At 67.6% G+C, this 18,224-nt stretch carries 20 protein-coding genes; 8 read left to right on the top strand and 12 right to left on the bottom strand.

The features are described from left to right. Positions 1-7: 7 nt before the first annotated feature. Positions 8-1,462 (bottom strand): DUF5129 domain-containing protein, encoded by a 1,455-nt coding sequence (locus tag B5X90_RS14700; RefSeq protein ID WP_079554292.1) that lies wholly within the window; start codon positions 1,460-1,462, stop codon positions 8-10. Between the two features lie 213 nt (positions 1,463-1,675). Here B5X90_RS14700 and B5X90_RS14695 point away from each other — a divergent pair, with 213 nt between their 5' ends. Next, positions 1,676-2,143, top strand: a complete 468-nt coding sequence (locus B5X90_RS14695) for an SRPBCC family protein (protein ID WP_079554290.1) — start codon at positions 1,676-1,678, stop codon at positions 2,141-2,143. A gap of 71 nt (positions 2,144-2,214) precedes the next feature. Here the strand turns inward: B5X90_RS14695 and B5X90_RS14690 are convergent, their stop codons facing one another. Further along, positions 2,215-3,255 carry an isopenicillin N synthase family dioxygenase gene (locus B5X90_RS14690; RefSeq protein WP_079554288.1) on the bottom strand — a complete coding sequence of 347 codons (1,041 nt, stop codon included), beginning with the start codon at positions 3,253-3,255 and terminating at the stop codon, positions 2,215-2,217. Between the two features lie 151 nt (positions 3,256-3,406). On the opposite strand from B5X90_RS14690, the gene B5X90_RS14685 reads away from it, so the two are divergent. Next, complete coding sequence (locus B5X90_RS14685; RefSeq protein WP_256860255.1) at positions 3,407-4,522, top strand: alkaline phosphatase family protein; 1,116 nt, start codon at positions 3,407-3,409, stop codon at positions 4,520-4,522. Positions 4,523-4,543: 21 nt separating this feature from the next. Here the strand turns inward: B5X90_RS14685 and B5X90_RS14680 are convergent, their stop codons facing one another. Then, on the bottom strand, positions 4,544-5,263 hold the full coding sequence (locus B5X90_RS14680; protein ID WP_256860254.1) for an endonuclease/exonuclease/phosphatase family protein: 720 nt from the start codon (positions 5,261-5,263) through the stop codon (positions 4,544-4,546). A 186-nt stretch (positions 5,264-5,449) separates the two neighbouring features. Between B5X90_RS14680 and B5X90_RS14675 the strand changes: the two genes are divergently transcribed. Continuing rightward, positions 5,450-6,253 carry a thioesterase family protein gene (locus B5X90_RS14675; RefSeq protein WP_079554286.1) on the top strand — a complete coding sequence of 268 codons (804 nt, stop codon included), beginning with the start codon at positions 5,450-5,452 and terminating at the stop codon, positions 6,251-6,253. On the opposite strand, the gene B5X90_RS14670 is transcribed toward B5X90_RS14675, so the two are convergent. Beyond that, on the bottom strand, positions 6,250-6,639 hold the full coding sequence (locus B5X90_RS14670) for a DUF2177 family protein (protein WP_079554284.1): 390 nt from the start codon (positions 6,637-6,639) through the stop codon (positions 6,250-6,252). The two genes, B5X90_RS14675 and B5X90_RS14670, sit on opposite strands and share 4 nt — an antisense overlap. 16 nt (positions 6,640-6,655) lie before the next feature. On the opposite strand from B5X90_RS14670, the gene B5X90_RS14665 reads away from it, so the two are divergent. Beyond that, positions 6,656-7,402: a lipoate--protein ligase family protein gene (locus B5X90_RS14665; protein WP_079554282.1), complete on the top strand. Its 747-nt coding sequence runs from the start codon at positions 6,656-6,658 to the stop codon at positions 7,400-7,402. On the opposite strand, the gene B5X90_RS14660 is transcribed toward B5X90_RS14665, so the two are convergent. The 3 genes from B5X90_RS14660 to B5X90_RS14650 form a co-directional block, all read right to left on the bottom strand. Then, the gene (locus tag B5X90_RS14660; protein ID WP_079554280.1) at positions 7,371-8,948 is read right to left on the bottom strand and encodes a carboxyl transferase domain-containing protein; all 1,578 of its coding nucleotides are present in this window, start codon (positions 8,946-8,948) and stop codon (positions 7,371-7,373) included. The two genes, B5X90_RS14665 and B5X90_RS14660, sit on opposite strands and share 32 nt — an antisense overlap. Continuing rightward, positions 8,942-10,231: a CaiB/BaiF CoA transferase family protein gene (locus B5X90_RS14655; RefSeq protein ID WP_079554278.1), complete on the bottom strand. Its 1,290-nt coding sequence runs from the start codon at positions 10,229-10,231 to the stop codon at positions 8,942-8,944. The genes B5X90_RS14660 and B5X90_RS14655 overlap by 7 nt, the downstream gene beginning before the upstream one ends. Positions 10,232-10,326: 95 nt before the next feature. Further along, positions 10,327-11,736, bottom strand: a complete 1,410-nt coding sequence (locus B5X90_RS14650) for an SLC13 family permease (protein ID WP_079554276.1) — start codon at positions 11,734-11,736, stop codon at positions 10,327-10,329. 121 nt (positions 11,737-11,857) lie between these two features. On the opposite strand from B5X90_RS14650, the gene B5X90_RS14645 reads away from it, so the two are divergent. Both B5X90_RS14645 and B5X90_RS14640 read left to right on the top strand, forming a co-directional pair. Next, entirely contained in the window at positions 11,858-12,565 is a 708-nt protein-coding gene (locus tag B5X90_RS14645; protein WP_079554274.1) for a FadR/GntR family transcriptional regulator, read from the top strand. Positions 12,566-12,577: 12 nt separating this feature from the next. Then, positions 12,578-13,897 carry a carboxylesterase family protein gene (locus tag B5X90_RS14640; protein WP_079554272.1) on the top strand — a complete coding sequence of 440 codons (1,320 nt, stop codon included), beginning with the start codon at positions 12,578-12,580 and terminating at the stop codon, positions 13,895-13,897. Between the two features lie 26 nt (positions 13,898-13,923). On the opposite strand, the gene B5X90_RS14635 is transcribed toward B5X90_RS14640, so the two are convergent. The 3 genes from B5X90_RS14635 to B5X90_RS14625 form a co-directional block, all read right to left on the bottom strand. After that, entirely contained in the window at positions 13,924-14,220 is a 297-nt protein-coding gene (locus B5X90_RS14635; protein ID WP_179129155.1) for a hypothetical protein, read from the bottom strand. Then, on the bottom strand, positions 14,111-14,344 hold the full coding sequence (locus B5X90_RS21865) for a GNAT family N-acetyltransferase (RefSeq protein ID WP_079554268.1): 234 nt from the start codon (positions 14,342-14,344) through the stop codon (positions 14,111-14,113). The genes B5X90_RS14635 and B5X90_RS21865 overlap by 110 nt, the downstream gene beginning before the upstream one ends. 72 nt (positions 14,345-14,416) lie before the next feature. After that, positions 14,417-14,674, bottom strand: coding sequence for a hypothetical protein (locus tag B5X90_RS14625; protein WP_079554266.1), 258 nt, complete (start codon positions 14,672-14,674; stop codon positions 14,417-14,419). Positions 14,675-14,851: 177 nt separating this feature from the next. Here B5X90_RS14625 and B5X90_RS14620 point away from each other — a divergent pair, with 177 nt between their 5' ends. Continuing rightward, positions 14,852-15,139 (top strand): hypothetical protein, encoded by a 288-nt coding sequence (locus B5X90_RS14620; protein WP_143264770.1) that lies wholly within the window; start codon positions 14,852-14,854, stop codon positions 15,137-15,139. Next, positions 15,136-15,687: a GNAT family N-acetyltransferase gene (locus tag B5X90_RS14615; RefSeq protein WP_079554261.1), complete on the top strand. Its 552-nt coding sequence runs from the start codon at positions 15,136-15,138 to the stop codon at positions 15,685-15,687. The genes B5X90_RS14620 and B5X90_RS14615 overlap by 4 nt, the downstream gene beginning before the upstream one ends. Before the next feature lie 46 nt (positions 15,688-15,733). Here the strand turns inward: B5X90_RS14615 and efeB are convergent, their stop codons facing one another. Both efeB and efeO read right to left on the bottom strand, forming a co-directional pair. Then, entirely contained in the window at positions 15,734-17,128 is a 1,395-nt protein-coding gene (efeB, locus tag B5X90_RS14610; protein WP_079554259.1) for an iron uptake transporter deferrochelatase/peroxidase subunit, read from the bottom strand. Beyond that, positions 17,125-18,045: an iron uptake system protein EfeO gene (gene efeO, locus B5X90_RS14605; RefSeq protein ID WP_079554257.1), complete on the bottom strand. Its 921-nt coding sequence runs from the start codon at positions 18,043-18,045 to the stop codon at positions 17,125-17,127. Before efeO ends, efeB begins: the two co-directional genes overlap by 4 nt. Between the last annotated feature and the right edge of the window lie 179 nt (positions 18,046-18,224).

Below are 18,224 nucleotides of genomic sequence, written 5' to 3'. Positions count from 1 at the left end.
AGGAGCTTCAGAAACTTGAGGAGCTCCCGGACCCGGAAAAGCTTCCGCCGCTGGATCCGTACCCGGTGGTGGCGCCGCCGCCGCGCGCGCTGCTGACACTGCTGACGCCGCTGCTGAAGCCGGTGTTGAAGCTCGGGACCGAGAAGAAGTAGTAGGACGGGTACACCGTTCCGAGGATGCTCGGCTCGTACGTGCGGCCGTATTTTGCCTTCGTTCCCGCCTGCGCGCTGTCCATTTCCTCGCGCATGAGCCCGGCTTCCTTCTCATTGCGGGCAAAGGCCTGGATCAGGGTGTCGGCGTGATTTTTCAACAGCTCCGAGAGGTGGGTCCGGGCGTCACGCAACCGGTCCAGCGCCGTTTCGGGTGTGATGGAGCCGTCCGCCAGTTCCGCCGACCAGCGCTCCATGTCACGCCGGCTTTCATCGCGGAAGGACCGCAGTGCCACCGCCGTCCCCGCGGTTCCCTCGGCGCGGCGCTGGCTGAGCAGGTCTTCCACGCCGTCCAGATCGTTGCGGAACGGCGCGAGCTGGCGGTCCCAGGCGGCAGGCCAGGACGAGCCTCGGTTGAGCAAGGCATTGGTATCGGCGATCACGTCGTCCAGGGCGTCGAGTTCGGCCGCGGCGTCGGCGTAACTCCGGACCAGTTTAAGGTTGGGCCGGCGGCCCAGGTCCCGGCTGCTGAGGGCGTGTACATGGTTGGAGAGTTCGGTGGCTGTACCGTAGCGGTTCACGAACGTGCGGTGTTTTTCCAGCACCGTGCTCCCGTACCGGGAGGACTCGGGAATGGTGCTGGCGTTGAGCTCGGTCACCTGCAGGTCCATGCTGACATTGGCGTAGCTGGCGTCGCCCCGGGCCAGTTCCTTCCGGCTGGACACCCGGGTCCGCCACCGCACGATCAGCCACGCCGCGGCAGCGCAGACCGCGGCGGCCACCGCCGCCCAGACTGTGACGAGGAAAGCTGTGGAACGGTACCACGGCTGATTGATGAGTTCGGCGCCGCGGCGGATCCCGGCAATGGTGCCCTCGGTCCACTGCGCATCGCGAAGCAGCTCTTTGGCGGCGTTCTGGATGTCCTCGCGCTGTTCGGGCGAGACCTTCCGGTCCTCACCCATGTACGTCCCCACATGCCGGCCCACCGGATCCAGGGCGAAGATGAACAGGCCGTCTGCCCACTTCTGCCCGTCGGCACTGATCCATTCCGGATGTTCGGTACGGGCGAACCGCAGGACTTCTTCGTTCAGATTGTCGGCGGCAGTGCCGTTATAGGTGTAGACCGCAACTTTGGTGGGCTCATAAAAGTCGGTGGCCTGCACCGCCGGCAGCAGCGTCCGCTGGTCCAACACCCCGGCGCGGTCTTCGACGACGACGGCGGTCGGCGTCGTGGCGAGCGCGGCCGGGGCGCCGCCGAGAAGGCCGGCCATCAGCACAACCACAGCGGCGAGGGCTTTGCGCATGATCCCCATTTCCTGAGCGTAGTGGCTGGCTTCGGCTGCGTCGACGCGGACGCCGCGGAAAGGGGACGAAAGACATCGTGACCGTCCGCTGGACGGCGGCCATACTTGCGCCATGAGGCCGTCGCCTGAAGGACTGCCGGAGGGACCCCGGCCTGAGGATCCCGGCCCGGAAAACCGGGGGAGCCGCGTCCGGTTGGGCCGGTCACCGCCTAGGATTGCCGCATGTCTACTTATGAAGTTACCCGCAGCGCAGTCATTCCAGCCCCGGCGCAGGACATCTTTCCGCTGGTCAACAGCTTCCACGAATGGACCAAATGGTCCCCTTGGGAGGCCGTTGATCCGGCCATGGAACGGAGCTACTCCGGCAGCGATTCCGGCGTCGGTGCCAAGTACACCTGGAGCGGAAACCGCAAGGCCGGCTCCGGCACCATGGAAATCGTGGACACGGCCGAGCCGCGCAACATCAAGATCCGTCTCGAGTTCACCAAGCCCTTCAAAGCGGTCAACCCCACCTCCTTCACGTTCACGCCCTCCGGTGACGGCACTCAGGTCACATGGACGATGACCGGGGAGAACAAGGGCATCGGCAAGGTGTTCGCCCTGTTCATGAACATGGACAAGATGGTCGGCGCCGACTTCGAAAAGGGCCTGGCCGCCCTGGCCGGCGCCGTGAAACAGCGCCAGGCCTGAGCGGGGGATGCCGCCGGGCCGCCCCGCGGCGGCCCGTCATTCCCGGCACGTTGGCCGTGAGTTGCTGCCGTTCAGGCCTGCCCGGCGGTCCGGACCAGTTCCGGGTGATGAATCCGGGCAACCTCGGGGTGGGCCCGCAGCCAGCCTTTGAGCACGTTCGCGCCGTAGGACGCGAGCATCGGATTTTCCGGATCATCAGTGACCCCCCGGGACCGGGCCGCGAGTGCGGGAGGCAGGGGCACTGGCTCAATGACGGCGTCGAGCCGGGGCGAGAAGAAGAAGGGCACCGTGTAGCGGTCTACGCCGGCCGGGGGCGCCTCGACGCGGTGGATGGTGGCGGCCAGGTAGCCCTGGGTCGCGACTTCGAGCATTTCGCCCAGGTTGATGACCAGGGCGCCCGGAATGGGTTCGACCGGAATCCAGATGTCGGTGCCCGGCGGGAGTACCTGCAGGCCGCCGACCTGGTCCTGGAGCAATAAGGTGACGAAGCCGTAGTCCGCGTGCGCGCCGACACCCTGCGGACCGGCATCGGCGACGACGCCGCCGACGTAGTGGACCAACTTGGCCATCCAGGCCGGTGAGTCCCGGAAGGGTTCATCGAAGTATTCTTCGGGCAGTTCCAGCGACACGGCGATGGCGCTGAGCAATTCAGCCCCGACGCGGGACATCCGTTCCGCCCAGGCCATGCACACGGTGCGCAGCTCGGGCAACGCCCGGTCCGGCAGCAGGTTCGGTCCTTGGACCAGCCAGTACGGCTGCTCCGGCGGGTAGTCCTCGACAGCGGGGCGCTCCGGTCCAAAATCCAGCTGCTCCCGCGCGTCCGGCCGCCCCTGGGTGATTTCGTGGCCCAGCCGCGTGTAACCGCGGAAATGGGGCGAGAGCCGGTTGTCCAGTTCCAGCCTTGATTCCAGCGGAAGCTCGAAGAACCTCCGCGTGACGTCGAAGAGCTCATCCACCTCGGCGGCAGAGGCCCCGTAACCGGTCAGCTGGAAGAAGCCCACCCGGTGCGTGGCGTCGCGCAGTGCCTCAATAAACGCCGGGTCAAACGTGCCGTCCCGCCCCCTGGCGGTACTCAGGTCCAGGAGCGGAATGGAATCCGATGGTGCGCCCATGAGTGCAAACTACCACCACAGCATTCACTACTGAACTCATTCCCAGCAACTGTGCAGGGTCCTCGCGGGATTTCTTGACCGCGGTGTGAAAGAGTGCAGACACTGAAGCCGCCAAGGCCACGCTGACAGGTCAATCAGAAAGCCGGAATCCATGAGCCGGACTGCCACGAAAAATCATCGACGAATCGCCGCGCGGCTGCTTGTTGCAGCCGTTCTGGTGGTCTCGGCAGCGGCGTGCGAGCCGGGGCCGCCGGGCGGCAACCCGGCTCCCACTGCCGGGGGCACCGCCACGACGGGCGCGGCGTCGAAGCCCGGGCACGTGTTTGTCATCAATCTCGAGAACAAGGGCTACAACAAGGTGTGGGGCGCAGGCTCGGAGGCCCCCTACCTGTCGCAGACGCTTCGCAGTCAGGGCGTCCTGCTTTCCAAGTACTACGGGGTCGCCCACAATTCGAACCCGAACTACCTGGCCCAGATCTCCGGCCAGCCGTCCAATGCCATGACGAGGGAGGACTGCCCCACCTACGCCGCGTTTGAGCTGACGGGGACGGGCGCGCTCGGCCTGGCGGAGGGAGCCGGCTGCGTCTATCCGGCCTCGGTCCCCACGGTCGCCGGGCAGCTCAGTGCCGCAGGTAAGACCTGGAAGGGTTACATGGAAGACATGGGCACGCCGTGCCGTCATCCCGAACTCGGCGGGCAGGACACCAGCCAGGGCGCCAAGGTGGGTGACCAGTACGCAACGCGGCACAACCCGTTCGTGTATTTCCAGGCCATCACCTCGTCACCGGACTGCCAGAGCAACGTGGTGGACTTCAGCGAACTCCGCAGTGACCTCCAGTCCGTAGCCACCACCCCCAACCTGTCCTACATCTCGCCCAATCTTTGTAATGACGGCCACGACAATCCCTGCGTCGACGGCAGCGCAGGCGGACTGGCCGCCGCCGACACTTGGCTGAGCCAGCAGGTCCCGGCCATCCTGGACTCCCCGGCGTTCCGGCAGGACGGGATGCTGGTGATCACCTTCGATGAGTCCGAGGGCAAGACCGTTGGGCCCTCAGGGCTGCTGCCCGGAGGGACGGCAGGCGGCAGGATTGGTGCCCTGGTCCTCTCGCCGCTCATTAAGGGCGGCACGACGTCGGACCGGCCCTACAACCACTTCAGCCTCCTGGCCAGCATCGAGGACGCCTTCTCGCTTCCCCGCCTCGGGTACGCCGGGGCGCCGGGACTGAACAGTTTCGGCGGGGACGTCTTCAACGCGGGCTCCTAGCGGCAGCGCCAGGAGCGGCCGTCAGTTGGCCGCGGGTGCCGCCCCGTTGCCGTTGAAATCCTGGCCATATTCAGCCGTGATCAGGATGGGAAGGTGATCCGACGCGCCTCGGGCCAGGGTTTCCACGCTTTCGATCTCGAGGCCCTGGGACGTGGCGAAGTCGAAATGGCCCTTGAAGACTTTGTACCGGGTGTAGGTGCGTCGGTCACTCATTGTGAGGTCGTAACCGGCGTCCTTCATCTGCGCTGTCAGGGACTTGGTGAAGAACGGATAGTTGAAGTCACCCACCATCAGGGACATCAGTCCGCCGCCCATGCTGAGCAGCTCGGCGTGGGCGGCATGGATCTGGTTCCGGCGAAGTGAGTTGGACGCCGTCAGCGGCGCAGCGTGGAATGACGCGATGACAAGCCCGTGGTCGGTCTCGTTGTCGGTCACCCGCGTACCGATGAGCCGCTCGTGTGCGGGGGAGAGGACACGGTCGTGCATGGACTTCTTAAGGGCGAAGGTCTTGGTCTCGTAGGCCGTGAAACGGCTCATGCGGTAATAGATCGCCAGGCCCAGCCGGTTGCCCTTGGTGGAATCGGCCAGGTGCAGATCCCCGATGGTCTCCGGCAGATCGTCCGTGTCGCACTCCTGGAGGCACAAAGCATCAATCTCGAAATCACGTGCCAGATCGACCAGCTCGCCGCTGGCCGCGTGCTTGCGGAGGTTGTAGCTGATGACTCTAAGCAGGGGGAGCACCTCTTCGGTGAATAGTCGTTAAAACCTCACCCGAGTCTACCCAGTCCGAGCGGATCGGGTGGGAACAAGCGCTACGCGCGTCCGGGGTCCGCGCCGGATCGGAGCCGGAAACACAGCGGCCGGGAACACTGAAAGCGCGGCAGGATAGTGTGTTCTGGAATCACCAGCCATGCGAAAGGGCGGACGTTGACTGCTGCACTACCGGAACTTGCCGAGGGCGATTTCTACTACGAGGTCCTGGGGGACGGGCGGTTCCGCTCCACCATCCACGCCCAAGGCGCCTGGAACGAACACGAGCAGCACATGGCCCCCGCGTCCGGCATCATGGCCGACTGCCTTGCCCGGCATGAGCCCCGCGAAGATATGCGCATGGCCCGGCTCAGCTACGAAATCCTCGGGCTGATCCCCGGCGGAGAGTTCGAGATCGTGACCTCCACCCTGCGCCCGGGACGGACCATCGAACTGGTGCAGGCCGAGCTCGTGGCCGGCGGCCGCACTGCCATCCGTGCCACGGCCTGGCGAATGATCACCTCTGACACGTCCGCCATCGCGGCTTTCGAGGATCCCAGGATTCCGGCGCCGGAGGACTGCGAGCCGTACGACGCTGCGGCCGTCTGGCCCGGCGGCTACATCGCCTCACTGCACATGCGGATCGCCGAGGGCCACCGGGCGGGCTCGGGAACTGTCTGGCTCCGCACCGACTACCCACTGACAGACCGGGCGGACAGCGGCGACCTTGCCCGGCTGGTCGGCCTCGTGGACACAGCGAACGGCATCGCCGCCCGGGTTCCGCCGGGCAAGGGCAGCTACGCCTTCCCCAACCTGGACCTGCAGATCCACATGTACCGGCAGCCGGAGGGGGAGTGGCTTGGGCTGGACAACGAAGTCACGTTCGGTACGGACGGGATCGGGCTTACCTCAACGGTGTTGCATGACGTCACAGGCCCGTTTGGACGCGCGGAACAGATCCTGACGCTGCGCAGGTCCTAGTTCGTGTGGAAGACGAGCCAGCCGGCCAACGTGGCCAGCGCCGTCAACACGGCACCCCAGAGGATGTCGACCACGATCAGTTGCCGCGGCCAGGTCCTGAGCGTGGCGGCATTTGTCAGATCGTAGGTGGCATAGCCAAACACGCCCAGCGCGGCACCGTAGCCCACAGCGCTGAGCCAGCTGCCGCCGTCGAGCGCTGGCGTCAGGGCAAAGAACACGATCCCGGCAATGTAGATCACGTAGAACACCACCGCGTAACCTAGATTGGGCTTGTCGGCCATCAGGTCACCAATCTGGCGGCGGTAGAACGGGTTCATCGTCTTGAGCCAGATGGCGTCGATGATGGCGAATGCGGCGGCTACGACGAGGAATTGCAGAATGACCATAAGGGAGCATAACAACATGCCGCAGGCGCCAGCCGGGTCCCGGACACTGACGGTGGTGCGGCAGCAGGAATCACTTGGCGCCGCGGCCGACCTCGACTTCGCGCTCGGGCTCCTGCAGAAGGTCAAGACCGGCTCACTCGGTCCCACCTTGCGGCTGTATCGGCCGGTCCCCACGGTCGCCTTCGGCCAGCGCGACACGCACCTGCCCGGCTTCGAGGCCGCCGCCAACGCCTGCCGGCAGCTGGGCTTCGAGCCGCTGGTCCGCAAGGCCGGAGGCCGCGCGGCGGCGTACCACGAGCGAACGCTGGTCATCGACCACCTGGAACCCGATGCGGACGCGATTGCCGGGGCCAAGGGGAGGTTTTCGCGCTTCGGCGAACTGCTCGCCGGGGCACTGCGCGACGCCGGCGTGGATGCCGGCGTCGGTGAGATCCCGGGGGAGTACTGCCCCGGGGAGTTCAGCGTGCACGGCACCGACCCGTTGGTTCCGGAACACCGGATCAAGGTGGTCGGCACCGCCCAGCGTGTGGTCGCCGGCGGCTGGCTCTTCAGCTCCGTGATCGTGGTGGCGGACTCCGCCCCGATCCGCGCGGTCCTGGAGGCCAGTTACGCCGCCCTCGGCCTCGAATGGGACCCGGCGACGGCCGGCGCGGCCGACGACCTGGTGCCGGGCCTCGACGTCGATGCGGTCGAGGCCGCGGTGATCGCCGCCTACGGGCGCTACGCCCCGCTCAGCTACGCGGAGTTTTCGAGCCTGTCCTAGCGACGGACCCCGCCGGGCGGCGTCCCTCCGTCGATGCAAGGGCGCTGCCCAGGTTGCGGTATTTCGCCAGGCGCCGGGGGAGGAGTTCGTCGACTCCTGCGTTGGAGAGCATGGCGAGTTCGTATTCAATGGCGCGGCCGAGGCGGCTGCAGAAGGCCAAAACCTCGTCGGCGGCGTTGGGGCGTTCGTCCACGATGTGCTCCACCAGTCCGTTGGCGTGCAGCGACGCGACGTTGACGCCCTGGGCCTCAGACATGGCCGCGGCGAAGCCCGTGCTCCGATGGACGATCGCGCTCGCGCCTTCGGGCGGCAACGGCGACAGCCACGCGTGCTGCGCGGCGACGGTGCGGTCCGCAGGCAGGAGGGCCAGTGCCCCGCCGCCGGCCCCCTGCCCCAGCAGCACGGACACCGTGGGTGCGTTGAGCCCGATGAGGTCGTGCAGGGAGCGGGCGATCTCGCCGGCCAAGCCGCCTTCCTCGGCTTCCCGGGACAGGGCGGCGCCGGCGGTGTCGATGATGGTGACCAGCGGCAGCCCGAGTTCCTCCGCCAGGCGCATGCCGCGCCGGGCCTCCCGGAGGGACGCCGGCCCCATCGCCGTCGGCCGGTCGGCCCGCGGCCGCGTGTGGCCGATCACGACGCAGGATTCCCGGCCGAAACGGGCCAGGGCCAGCTGAAGGCCGGGGTCCTTTTCGCCCTGGCCGGTGCCGTTGAGGGGGAGCACGTCCCGGGCCCCGTGCACCAGCAGCTGCCGGAGATCCGGCCGGCGGGGGGCGCGGGAGATACCGATCGACTCCCAAGCGCCGGCGCCGGGCGGCTTCACGGACAGTGTGGCGGGCGCAGGCACCGGCGGGCGGGGGCCGGTGACCAGGATGCCCAAGGCGCGGTCGACGACGTCGGACAGCTGCGAAGGCGGGACCACCGCGTCAATGAGCCCTTTGTCGAAAAGGTTCTCCGCCGTCTGGACGTTCTCCGGGAACGGGGTGGAATGGAGTGCCTCGTAGACCCGGGGTCCGAGGAAGCCGAGCAGGGCGCCGGGCTCGGCGGCGGTGATGTGGCCGAGGGACCCCCACGAGGCCATGACGCCTCCCGTGGTGGGATGACGCAGGTAGACCAGGTAGGGCAGCCCGGCCTTGCGGTGGGTGCGGACGGCGGCGCTGATCTTGACCATGGAGAGGAACGCGACGGTCCCTTCCTGCATCCGGGTCCCGCCCGACGCCGGACCGGCCAGGAGGGGCAGGCCCTCGCGGGTGGCCCGTTCGACGGCGGTGACGATCCGTTCCGCGGCGGCCTGGCCGATGGAGCCCGCGAGGAACCGGAACTCGCTGACGATGATGGCCACCCGGCGGCCCCGGATCAGGCCTTCGCCGGTAAGGACGGATTCGTCCACGCCGGTCCTGGCCCGGGCGGCGGCCAGTTCCTGCCGGTACTCGGGGCCGGGATCGGGGTCCAGCACCGGAGCGTCCCAGCTGCGGTAGGACCCGGGATCGAGGACAGCGGCGATGAGTTCGGTGGCGTCCAGGTGCCGGACCTTCTGCTGGGTCACCATGCCCGGGGACCTTCCTGGACTGTGGCTGTGGCTGTGGCCGGGCCGGTGACTGTTGCCGCGCCTGCTCGGGCGCCGGCTGGGGTGCCGGCTGTCAGCCCCAGCCACCGCCGGATCTGCTCCCCGTCCTGGTCCAGCAGCGGCGGTGCGGTGTGGGACGTCAATGTGGTTTCCGTCGCGCCGGCGGCGCTGAAGAACCGTAGCGGCGGTCCGGGCAGGCTCACGGTGCCGAGCATTTTGTGCTCGACGTCGACCACCAGCCGCTGCGAGTGGACCTGTTCCCATTCGTAGACTTCGTCCAGGGTTCTGACCCTGCCGGCCGGAATGCCGGCGTCGTTGAGCTTGGTGAGCAGCGGCTCCGCCTCGAAATCGGAGAACACCCGCTCCACTTCTTCGATGACTTTCTCGCGATTGCGCACGCGGTCCGCATTGGTGGCGAACTCCGGCCGCACGGCGTCGATCCCAAACGTCGAGGCGAACGTTCTCCAGAGCTTTTCGCTTCCCACGCTGATCTGCACCCTGCCCTGCCGGCAGTGGAACAGTCCGTAGGGGGCAATGGACGGGTGGTGGTTGCCCTGGGCCTGCGGCACTTCGCCCGCAACCGTGGCCCGGGTGCCCTGGAAGGCATGGACCCCGATCAGGGCCGCGAGCAATGAGGTGCGGACGATCTGGCCCCGGCCGGTCCGCTCACGCTGGAGCAGCGCCGCGAGGGTGCCGAACGCCCCGTACATGCCGGAGAGGAGGTCGGCGATGGGGACCCCGACCCGCTGCGGATCGTCCGGGCCGGATCCGGTCAGGGACATCAGCCCGGCCTCGCCCTGGAGGATCTGGTCGTAGCCGCTGCGCTGGGATTCGGGCCCGTCGTGTCCGAATCCTGTGATGGAGAGGACCACCAGCGCCGGATTCAGGGCGTGCATCTGCGCGGCGGAGAATCCGAGCCGGTCCAGGACGCCGGGACGGAAGTTCTCGATGACCACGTCAGCGCGTTCCAGCAGCTCCCGCAGCACTGCCCGCCCGTCGTCGCTCTTCAAGTCCAGGGCAATGGATTCCTTGTTGCGGTTGCAGGACAGGAAGTACGTGGCCTGCGGATCATCCTCGGGGCCCACGAATGGCGGTCCCCAGCCGCGGGTGTCGTCGCCGGTGCCGGGGTTCTCCACCTTGATCACCCGCGCGCCGAGGTCAGCCAGCATCATCCCGGCATGCGGTCCGGCGAGCGCGCGGCTCAGGTCCACAACGAGATAGCCGGTGAGGGGGCCTTCGGCGTCGGGCATGGATTCGGTGCTCATGGGCGTGTTCCTTCTTTGGTCGGTCGTGGCGGGCGCGCGGTGGGCTTGCGCGGTTGGGTGATTTGTCGGCTGCATCCAGCGGTCATATCCAGCGGTCACATCCAGCCTGGGACTACCATGACCAGCCAGGCGACGGCCGGTCCGACGGCGACGACGATGCCGCTGTAGGCCAGGATCTGCTTGTAGAACCTGTCCTTGTCCACGTCCTCGGGCGCGTTGGCCAGGACCAGGGCGCCGTTGGTGGAGAACGGGGACACATCCACGATCGTGGAGGCCACGGCCAGGGCGGCGATCACGCCGACGGCGCCGACCTCGCCGGTGGCCAGGAACGGCACCGCCAGTGGAATGAGGGCCGCGAGGATGGCAGTGGAGGAGGCGAAGGCCGAGACGATGGCGCCGATGTAGCAGATCAGCAGGGCGGCGAGCAGGGGCATGCCCAGATCCGCCACTCCGCCGGACACGAATGCGATGGTGCCGGCTTCTTCGAGGACGCCCACGAAGGTGAGCATGCCGCAGATGAGCAGGACCGTGGACCAGCTGATCTTGTTGACGGCGCCCTTCTGCGCTGCGGGAGACACGAGGGCCAGGACGATCGCGATGGTGATTGAAACAAAGCCGACGTCCACCTTGAATCCGAGCGAGATGACGGCCAGCGCGATCAGGCCAAGGATGGTGATGAGCTGGGGAATGGAGGCACGGGCGCCGCTGGCCGGAGGTGCGCCGGCCGCGCCGGGACCTGCAGCCGAGGATGTACCGGAGCCTGAGGTGCCCTTGGCCGAGACGCCGGCGGCGGAGATGTCGGATCCGGATCCCTGCAGCGTGACGCCGGCGGCGCGGGCACCCACGCTGACGGACAGGCGCTTTTCTGCGGCTTGTTCCACCAGCCGCCCGGCCGGGGTGGACAGCAGTTTGCCGCCGCCGAGGACGACAAACAGCACCAGCGCGATGGCCAGGTTGAAGAGGAAACTCGCCAGGAAGATCGCCATCGGGTTGGCGTCCAGTTCCGTCTTGGCAATGATGCTGTTGACGGTGACGCCATAAACGGCGATGGGGGAGAAGCCGCCGGCCTGTGCGCCGTGGATCACCATCATGCCCATCATGAGCGGATTGATTTTGTGTTTGGCGGCGAAGCTGAGGGCGATCGGCGCAATGATGGCCACGGCGGCCGGGGAGAGGGCGCCGACGGCGGTAATCACAGCTGTGATGGCGAACATGACCCACGGGATCAGGGCAACCTTGCTGCCGACCAGCCGAACGGCGCCCCGGACCAGCAGGTCGATGGTGCCGTTGTTTTGCGCGATGGCGAACAGGTAGGTGACCCCGACGATGGTCAGGAACAGGCCGCCGGGGAAGTTGGCCAGGATTTCGTTGGTGGACATCCCCAGCACCACGGAGCCCAGCAGGAAGGCGCCAACAAAGGCCAGGGCACCCATGTTGAGCGGCAGCACCGTGGCCAGCAGGAACATCACCGCCAGGATGATGATGGACAGGACGGGAGCGGACATCGTTGGTCCTCCGGATCGAAGTGGTTGAACTGGCTTAGTGGCCTAGCCTCCTAGACACTAGGTGTCCTTGTCAATAGTTCTCCGGTAGTCTTAGGGGTCAGGACAGGCTGGAAGGACGCCCATGGCAAAGCAGGCGGCAACGCATCAGATTTCCCGCGTTTCGCGGCCCCGGCTTTACGAGCAGCTGGTGGAGCAGATCATGGACTTCATCGAGTCCGCCGAGCTGGGCCCCGGGGACACGTTGCCGGCCGAACGGGAACTTGCCGAGCGGTTGGGGGTCTCCCGTGCCACCCTGGCGCAGGCCTTGGTGGCCCTTGAGGTGCTTGGCGTGATCGACGTCCAGCACGGCACCGGAGCGGTGCTGGTCTACCGGCCGAACGTCCCATCCGTGATCAAAGGCCTCCGCGAACACCGGAGCCGTCTGCCCGAGATCGTTGAGGCGCGGAGCACGCTTGAGGTCAAGCTGGCCGAACTGGCCGCGGCCCGCCGGACGGAGCAGGACATGAACGCGATTGATCACGCCCTCGAGGCCATGGCTTTAGAGGTCGCCTCAGGAGACCGCGGCGCACGCGGCGACGAGCTGTTCCACCAGGCCGTCACCACCGCGGCCCACTCGGCAGTCCTTGCCCAGCTCATGACCTTCATTGCCGGCATGGTCCTGGAAACGCGCCTCGAATCACTCGGACAGCCCGGCCGGCCGGAGCAGTCGCTCGCCTCCCACCGCAAGATCGCCGACGCGATCAGGTCCCGGGACTCGTCGGCCGCCGCGGCGGCGATGCTTGAGCACATCGATCTCGTTTCCGACGTTGCCCTCCTGAAGAACAGCTAGGCCGGAATAGACGTGAACCTTTCCTTCGATCCGCCGTGTGGCCCGATCGCCGGATGGCGCGACGGCGCCGTCGTGCGCGCTGCCGGCATTCCCTACGCCACCGCGGAACGCTTTCAGCCGCCCGCGCCGGCACCCGACTGGTCCGAGACGCTTGAGGCGACATCCCTGTCTCCGGCGTGCCCGCAGGCGCCGGTGCCCTTCCTGGATGACGTGCTCGGCACCCGCTATGGCGAACTTCCGGGCAGCGAGGATTGCCAGCGTCTGACCATCACCCTGCCTGCCGATCTCCACGACGGTGAACGGCTGCCGGTAATGGTGTGGCTGCACGGCGGGTCCTATACGTCCGGTTCCGGGGATCTGGCGATCTTCGACCCCGCAGCGCTGGTTGCCGAAACCCGGGTGATCGTCGTTTCGGTGACCTACCGGCTGGGCCTTTTCGGATATTTGTCCACCAGCACCGGCCGTCCGGCCAATCTGGGCCTGCTGGACCAGATCGAGGCGTTTCGGTGGGTGCAGCGCAACATTGCATCCTTCGGCGGCGATCCGGGCCGTGTCACCGCGTTCGGGCAATCCGCGGGGGGCGACGCCGTCGCGCACCTCATGGCGACCCCTGACGCGGCGTCGCTCTTCCAGCGCGCCATCATTCAAAGTGCCCCGCTGGGCATTACCCGGGGGCGGGAAAGGATGACCGCCGCCATGGGGGTGGCCGCGGAGGCGGTTACCGCCGCGACTCCGGCGATGGACGTCGTCGCTCTTGAAGAGGACGTGGCGCGGGCGGCGAGGAAGTTCGGGCTGATGGCTGCCATGCCGTTCGGGATCCAGTACGGGCATTCACCGCTGCCCGAGGAATCCGGGCTTGACCGGGCCTGGAATGCCGCTGCCCCGGCGATCGACATCCTGATCGGCTACACAGCCGAGGAAGCCCGGCTGTTTCTGCCGCGCAGCCCGCGCCTGGGCCGGGTGGCGAGGATTCCCGTGGTCGGCAGCGCAGTGCTCAAGGCGGTCACATGGGTGGTCACGGAATTGGTGTACGGCAAAGCGGCCAGGCAGTTTGCCAGGCGGCATGTACGTGCGGGCGGCCGGGCCCACAGCTACGTGCTGTCCTGGCGGGCACCAGGAAATCTCTATGGCGCCGCGCACACAGTTGACCTGCCCCTGCTCTTCGGCCACCAGCGCACGTGGGAAGGTGCCGGACTCCTGGCGGGGGCGACGTGGGACGAGATCAATGCCCACGGCCGGGCAATGCGGGCGCTGTGGGCGCGGTTCGCCTATGGGGAAGGCCTCGGACCACGGGGAGAGATTCCCGGCTCGCTCCGGTACCACTCGGTCTGAACTCCGAGGCCTCACCCGGTGCGCTTTCACCCCCACTGGATCAGGACCGCAGCGATCACCCAGAGGAGCACCACGACGCCGAGGGCGATAATCGGGCGGTTCCATGTCGTGGATACTGTTCCGCCGGAAGGGGGGAGTCCAGCGGCGCGGGCGTCGTGCCACGCCTGGGCGATCCTGTCACGGCCGGTGGCCACCTCCGGCTGCCGGATGCGCTCATTGCCGGGGAACATGCTGTGCGGCCGGCTCTTCAGATCCGGACCGGTGGACAAGGGTGAAACCCGGGTACTCGGGAAAGTCGCCCACACGATCAGGGTGGAAGCCAAGTGCCTCGTAAAAGTCGATGGCGGAGGGACTTGCCTGCCAGTCCAGGATCATTGGCTGGGGCCTGACGCGTGACCAGTCGAAGATGAAGTCCATGAGGGCACGGCCGGTGCCGGCCAGACGCATGTCGGGGTCTACAAAGACGTCATGGACCCGGCCCGTCGTGAAGGCAGCCCGCAGGCCTGGGCCGAAGGCTCCTTACCCAGTGAGCTCGGCCAGCACTTCGGCCGCGTCCGTATTGCCGGCGGATGCCAGACGCCGAAGCTCATCCAGATCTTCCTTCTCGGCTGCGAGTTCAACCAGCTGATCCTCAGCGTCGCGGCTGCCGCCGTCGGCAAGTTGCCGCAACTCGTCGAAGTCTTCCCGCTCCGCGGCCAGCTCGATTAGCTCACCGATGGCGTCGTTGTCACCGCGGGCAGCCCGCTCCCGGAGTGCCGAAAGATCAGAATCTGACATTGCGTGGACCTTTCCAAGAAACGGTTTCGTTCGCCGGTCCGGACCGCAGCGGGCGACGTGGCCTGGGAGGCCGACACGGTGTTAGTGCAGAGTACCGCGCTGAACCAATCGGCCCTAGTGTGATGTCAACCGGCGCTCGGCCGGCTTGAGCGGCCACTGCGGTGCGGAGGGGGAGTCGTGGAGGAAATGCCCCAGCCCTGCCCGCCCAAGAGATGGCCCTGGGCGCTGGCTATCCTGCTGGTGATCGCCGTCGACGCCTTGCTTCTCGGCTTTGGGACAGGCGAGTGCATCGACTACACGGCAGAGTCGGGTGCCGCCAGCACCTGCACGAGTGGCCCGGCCCTTGGATCCGAGGGCATGTGGGTCCTCGCGGCAGCCAGCGTCCTCGTCATTGGCTACCTTGCCCGCCGCCTCGCGCGCGCCGCATGGCGCCGCAGACCGCAGTTGATAGATTCTGGACCATGACCACTCCGGACATCAGCGTCAGGACCGCAACCGTGCACGACGCCGCACGGCTGGCCGAGATCCACATCGCGGCCTGGCGGGCCACTTACCGCGGCGTCATGACCGATGAGTACCTGGACCGTCTCGACGTCGACCGCGCGGCGTCCGCCTGGCGCCGAAACATCCTTGAACCCGGGCAAGGGACGATTCACCTCGTCGTCCAAAGCGCCGATGAGGTTGCCGGGTTCGCCATCCTCGGTCCAGCTGCCGGTGCCCCGGACCCAGGCGCCGGTCAGCTGCACGCGATCAACGTGCATCCGGACTGGTGGGCGCGGGGCGTCGGTTCCGTCCTGTTCGCGGCCGCGGAACAACAGTTGATCGACCTCGGCTATGACCGGGCATTTCTCTGGGTGGAGAAAGGCAACGCTCGGGCCATCAGCTTCTACACCAACCGCCGTTGGCTCGACGACGGAGGGACCCTGGAAGACACGAGATTCGATCCGGCTGTGGCCGAGCGACGCCACAGCCGGGTCCTCCTGCCCGGAACGGTCCCGTCCGCGACGCAGTGACCTTCCTCGGCTCCCGGCGGCCTGCCGGCAGCGGTGACTGCCGCCGTCATGTGAAGAGACCTTCGCCGATGAAGCCTCCCGCCCGGATGCCCGGCGGAACCGCGAATAGGCCCGAGCCGGTGTGCTTGAGGTATTCCAGGGCCAGTGTGTCCTCCTTCGTCATGGTCAGCTGCATGGGCACGTAGTGGGTCCTGGGGTCCGTGACGAACGCGATGAAGAACAGTCCGGCGTCGAGGTGCCCCAGGCCGTCCGAGCCGTCGGTGTAGTTGTAGCCGCGCCGGAGCATCTTGACGCCGTCGTTCTGGCTCGAGTGCGCGAGCCGGACGTGGGCGTCCAGTGGGATCAGCGGTTCCCCGCCGCGTCCCTGGATCTGGAAGTCGGGGGCGGTGCATTCCTCGCCGCCGGAGAGCGGGGCCCCTGCGCCCTTGGTGCGCCCGATCAGCGCTTCCTGTTCCCGCAGCGAGGTGCGGTCCCAGATTTCGATGTGCATCCGGATGCGGCGCGCCACGAGGTACGTGCCGCCGGCCATCCAGCTCTCTTCCGGACGCGTTCCCGGGCGCGCCCACGCGTGGTCCTGGAGCAGGGCGGTGTCCTCGGCCTTGAGGTTGTTGGTGCCGTCCTTGAAGCCGAAGAGGTTCCGCGGGGTGGCCTGTGACCTCGACGTGGAGGACGTCCGCCCGAAGCCGAGTTGGGACCAGCGGACGCGGGTCTGCCCGAAGCCGATGCGGGCAAGGTTGCGGATCGCGTGGACCGCCACCTGGGGGTCGTCGGCGCAGGCCTGCACCACGATGTCGCCGCCGGTGCGTCCCGGCTGGAGGTCGTCGCCTGGGAAGTGCGGCAGGTCGATCAGGGCGTCCGGGCGGCGCCCGTTGAGTCCGAAGCGGGCCTTGCCGCCCTTCTCGAACAGGCCGGGGCCGAACCCGAAAGTGAGGGTGAGCTTGCCGGCCCCGAGGTCCAGGGCCTCACCCGTGTCCTCGGGCGGGGCGTCGTAGGGGCCATCGACGGCGCCGCTGCTGCCCGTGCTGCGCCCCTCGGTCATCGCCACGGCGGCGGCCGTCCACTCCTTCAGGAGCCGGATGAGCTCTGCACGGTCCTCGGTGACGATGTCGAAGGCTGCCATGTGAAGGCGGTCCTGGGCCGGCGTGACGATGCCGGCTTGCCGGTCACCATGGAAGGGGATGATGTCGCCGGGCTCTGCCAGTGGGGCCGCCGCGGCCTCGACGGCGTCGTGGCCGAGGAAGCCCGCCGCCAGGCCGGCGACGGCGCCCGCGCCGCCGGCTCCTGCCAGGGACAGGAGACCGCGGCGGGACAGCCGGCCCTTTCCCGCACCGGGGGCTGCCGGCGGCACAGGTGAGGCGGCGGCTCCCGGGGCCGTGGCTGGTTCCGGGGTGCCGCCGTCGGGGGTCTGGCCGGGGCTGGCGCCGAAGGGGCAGCCGGTCACAGGGCTACTGCCGAAGTGAGCTTGGCCAGGGGCTCGCCCAGGGCATCAACCAGGGAGGCGAGCTGCTGCACCTGGGCCTGGCTGAGCTTGTTGTAGTAGGTGAAGCCGTCGCCGGTGGAGTGCTGCTTGAGCCCGGCCTGCAAGGCTGCGAACTTAGCCTCGAGCGCTGCGGCCAGGGCCGGGTCCTTCTGCGCCAGCACCGGCTTCAGGCTGTCGAAGGCGGTCCGGGCTCCGTCAACGTTCGCCTGGAAGTCCCAGAGATCGGTGTGGGACCAGATTTCTTCCTCCCCGGTGACTTTGCCGGTGGCTACTTCGTCCAGGAGTTCCTTGGCGCCGTTGCCGATCTTGTCCGCGGAGAGTTCCACGGTGCGGGTCCGCTGGGCCAGGTCCTCGGTGTCGGCAACAAGCTGCGTGGCGATGGCGGCCCGCTCCGACGGGGCGAGGGGGGTGTAGCCGGCCGGCGGGAACAGGTCCTTCTCAGCCCGGTGCCAGCCGGTCCATTCCTGGCCGGATTCGAGGTCGGCTTCACGGGCATCGAGCTTGGGGTCCAGGTCCCCGAACGACTCGGCGACCGGTTCGATGCGCTCCCAGTGCATGCGCGTGTCGGCATAGAGCCCGCGGGCCTTCGTCGTATCCCCGGCGGCGTAAGCCGCCGCGAACGCCCTCGTGCCGTCAAGCAGCTGGTCGGTCTGGTCCAAGACGAAAGCGGAGTACTGCCGGGTGCCGGTGTCCAGCAGGTTTTGAAGATGCGCGTCGACGGCGGGACTGCTCGTGACCTGGATGGGTCCGGCGGTGCCCGGGTCCTGTGGGGTTCCCACGCAGCCGGCCAGGGCCAGCGAAACAGCGGTTGCCGCGGCCAACAGGACAAGCGTCTTCCGGAACCGGGGGGCGTTTTTGGGCAGGGGGATGCTGGGCATGGTGTTTCCTAGGTGGATCGGTCGAGTGGAGCAGTGCGGTGCGGTGCGGTGCGGGGGAGCGGAGGGGTGCGGGCCCAGGTGGGCTTCCACGGCAACATCGCCGACGCAAACCCGTTTTAGGTGTACCTAAGCAAGGAGGATACCGATTCGCGGCGATTACGCAAACCTTTCGTACCCTA

It is taken from the genome of Arthrobacter sp. 49Tsu3.1M3 (genome assembly GCF_900168135.1).
GTDB lineage: Bacteria > Actinomycetota > Actinomycetes > Actinomycetales > Micrococcaceae > Arthrobacter.
This window is presented reverse-complemented; position numbering and strand designations above follow the sequence as displayed.